The organism is Arsenicibacter sp. R0_47, from assembly GCF_057652235.1.
This window is the reverse complement of sequence record NZ_JBYFCJ010000074.1, coordinates 1-2917: the sequence shown is the minus strand read 5'-3', so window position 1 is coordinate 2917 and position 2917 is coordinate 1. Positions and strand designations below refer to the sequence as shown.

General features: G+C 53.7%; 1 rRNA gene. It reads left to right on the top strand.

The annotated features are described in order from the left end of the window. Positions 1-85 precede the first annotated feature (85 nt). Positions 86-2910 (top strand): 23S ribosomal RNA (locus tag AC23NW_RS35835). The last annotated feature ends 7 nt before the right edge of the window (positions 2911-2917 follow it).

The following is a 2917-nucleotide window of genomic DNA, read 5'->3' as shown; positions in this document are numbered from 1 at the left end:
AAGTTCTTTGACTTACAGAGAGAGTCTGACACAGCAGGAATGTTGTGGTGAAGACAAGACACACAAGTAACAAGTAGAGTAAAGAAAACACGAGCAAAAGGGCGTCTGGGGGATGCCTTGGCTTCTAGCGGCGATGAAGGACGTGGCAAGCGACGATATGCGACGGGGACCTGCTGGCAGGGGCTGATCCGTTGGTTTCCGAATGGGGTAACCCAATATGCTAAGCATATTATTCCGAGAGGAAAGCAAACCCGCTGAACTGAAACATCTAAGTAGGCGGAGGAAGAGAAAACAAGTAGTGATTTCCCAAGTAGTGGCGAGCGAACGGGAAACAGCCTAAACCGGTTCCGTTACGGCGGGGTCGGGGTTGTAGGACCAGACAACAAGCAATTTGTCAAACTGGAATGCCGTGGGAAAGGCAACCACAGAGGGTGAGAGTCCCGTACAGGTAGATACAGGTTGTGGGTTTGGTATCCTGAGTAGGGGGAGGCAGGAAGAACCTCCTTTGAATCCGGCGGCACCATCCGCCAAGGCTAAATACGACTAGAAGACCGATAGAGGAGAGTACCGTGAGGGAAAGGTGAAAAGGACGGGGAGTACCCGGGTGAAACAGAACCTGAAACCAGACGCTTACAAGCGGTCGGAGCCTGCAGCAGCGGGTGACGGCGTGCCTTTTGCATAATGAGCCTACGAGTAACTTTATCTGGCGAGGTTAAGTATGTAGACATACGGAGCCGAAGCGAAAGCGAGTCTGAACAGGGCGAGCAGTCAGGTGGAGTTGACGCGAAACTTGGTGATCTACCCGTGGTCAGGTTGAGGTGGTGGTAACACACCATGGAGGACCGAACCGATAAACGTTGAAAAGTTTCCGGATGAACTGCGGGTAGGGGTGAAAGGCCAATCAAACTGAGAAATAGCTCGTACTCTCCGAAATGTTTTTAGGAACAGCGTTCAGTGTTACTTTCCATGAGGTAGAGCGACCAACAGGATGCGGGGGAGTCAAATCCTACCAACTTCTGATGAACTCCGAATGCGTGGAAAGGTGCTGGGCAGTGAGGGGCAGGGTGCTAAGGTCCTGCTCCGAGAGGGGAACAACCCAGACCATCCTCTAAGGTCCCAAAGTGTGTGCTAAGTTGAACAAAGGAGGTCCGGCTGCCGAGACAGCCAGGAGGTTAGCTTGGAAGCAGCTATTCCTTTAAAGAGTGCGTAACAGCTCACTGGTCGAGCGGGGCGGGCATCGATAATAAACGGGCATCAAGCACATCACCGAAGAGATGGATTGCAGTGTAAACTGCGATGGTAGGAGAGCATTCACATTGCGGCGAAGTTGTGGCGTGAGCCATGGTGGAGCGGTGTGAAAAGCAAATGTAGGCATAAGTAACGATAATGAGGGCGAGAACCCCTCACACCGAAAGACTAAGGATTCCGTCGCGATGGCAGTCAACGGCGGGTTAGTCGGGACCTAAGGAGCAGGCGAAGGCTGAATCTGAAGGGGAGCAGGTTAATATTCCTGCACTAGTGTTGCATGTGAAGTGATGACGGAGTGTTGAGCTTGTTGGGATCTGACGGAATAGATCGCTGAGCGGAGGCTACGGCTGAAGCGAAACGGGGGATACGCTTCCAAGAAAAGTCACGGAAACGTCAGTGCAACAGTACCCGTACCGTAAACCGACACAGGTAGTCGAGGCGAAGAGCCTAAGGTGCGCGAGAGAATCATGGCTAAGGAACTCGGCAAGATGACCCTGTAACTTCGGGAGAAGGGGGGCCTACCCGGTAACGGGAGGCTGCAGAGAAGAGGCCCAGGCGACTGTTTACCAAAAACACAGGACTCTGCCAAATCGAGAGATGACGCATAGGGTCTGACACCTGCCCGGTGCTGGAAGGTTAAGAGGGGGTGTTAGCGCAAGCGACGCACTGAATTGAAGCCCCAGTAAACGGCGGCCGTAACTATAACGGTCCTAAGGTAGCGAAATTCCTTGTCGGGTAAGTTCCGACCTGCACGAATGGTGTAACGATCTGGGCACTGTCTCAGCCATGAGCTCGGTGAAATTGTAGTAGCGGTGAAGATGCCGCTTACCCGCCACGGGACGGAAAGACCCCGTGCACCTTTACTACAGCTTATCATGGATTGCTGGTCAGGGATGTGTAGGATAGGCGGGAGACTGTGAGACGGCGTCGCCAGGCGTCGTGGAGTCAGCGTTGAAATACCGCCCTTTTCTGACTGGTGGTCTAACCCTTGCTTGGGGACAGTGGTTGGTGGGTAGTTTGACTGGGGTGGTCGCCTCCGAAAGGGTAACGGAGGCTTCCCAAGGTCCGCTCAGGCCGGATGGTAATCGGTCGAGGAGTGCAATAGCAAAAGCGGGCTTGACAGTGAGGCAAACAGGCCGATCTGGTACGAAAGTAGGGTATAGTGATCCGGTGGTTCTGCATGGGTGGGCCATCGCTCAAAGGATAAAAGGTACGCCGGGGATAACAGGCTGATCTCCCCCAAGAGCTCACATCGACGGGGAGGTTTGGCACCTCGATGTCGGCTCGTCACATCCTGGGGCTGGAGAAGGTTCCAAGGGTTCGGCTGTTCGCCGATTAAAGTGGCACGCGAGCTGGGTTCAGAACGTCGTGAGACAGTTCGGTCCCTATCTGTGGTGGGCGTTAGAAGTTTGACGGGGGCTGACCTTAGTACGAGAGGACCGGGTTGGACATACCGCTGGCGAATCAGTTGTCATGCCGGTGGCACGGCTGAGTAGCTACGTATGGTTAAGATAAGCGCTGAAAGCATCTAAGTGCGAAACTGGCCTGAAGATGAGACTTCTTTATAAGGGATGTTGTAGACGACGACGTTGATAGGTGGCATGTGAAGGCGCTGAGAGGCGTAGAGCAGAGCCATACTAATGGTCCCGGAATCGTGTTGGAAAGGTTT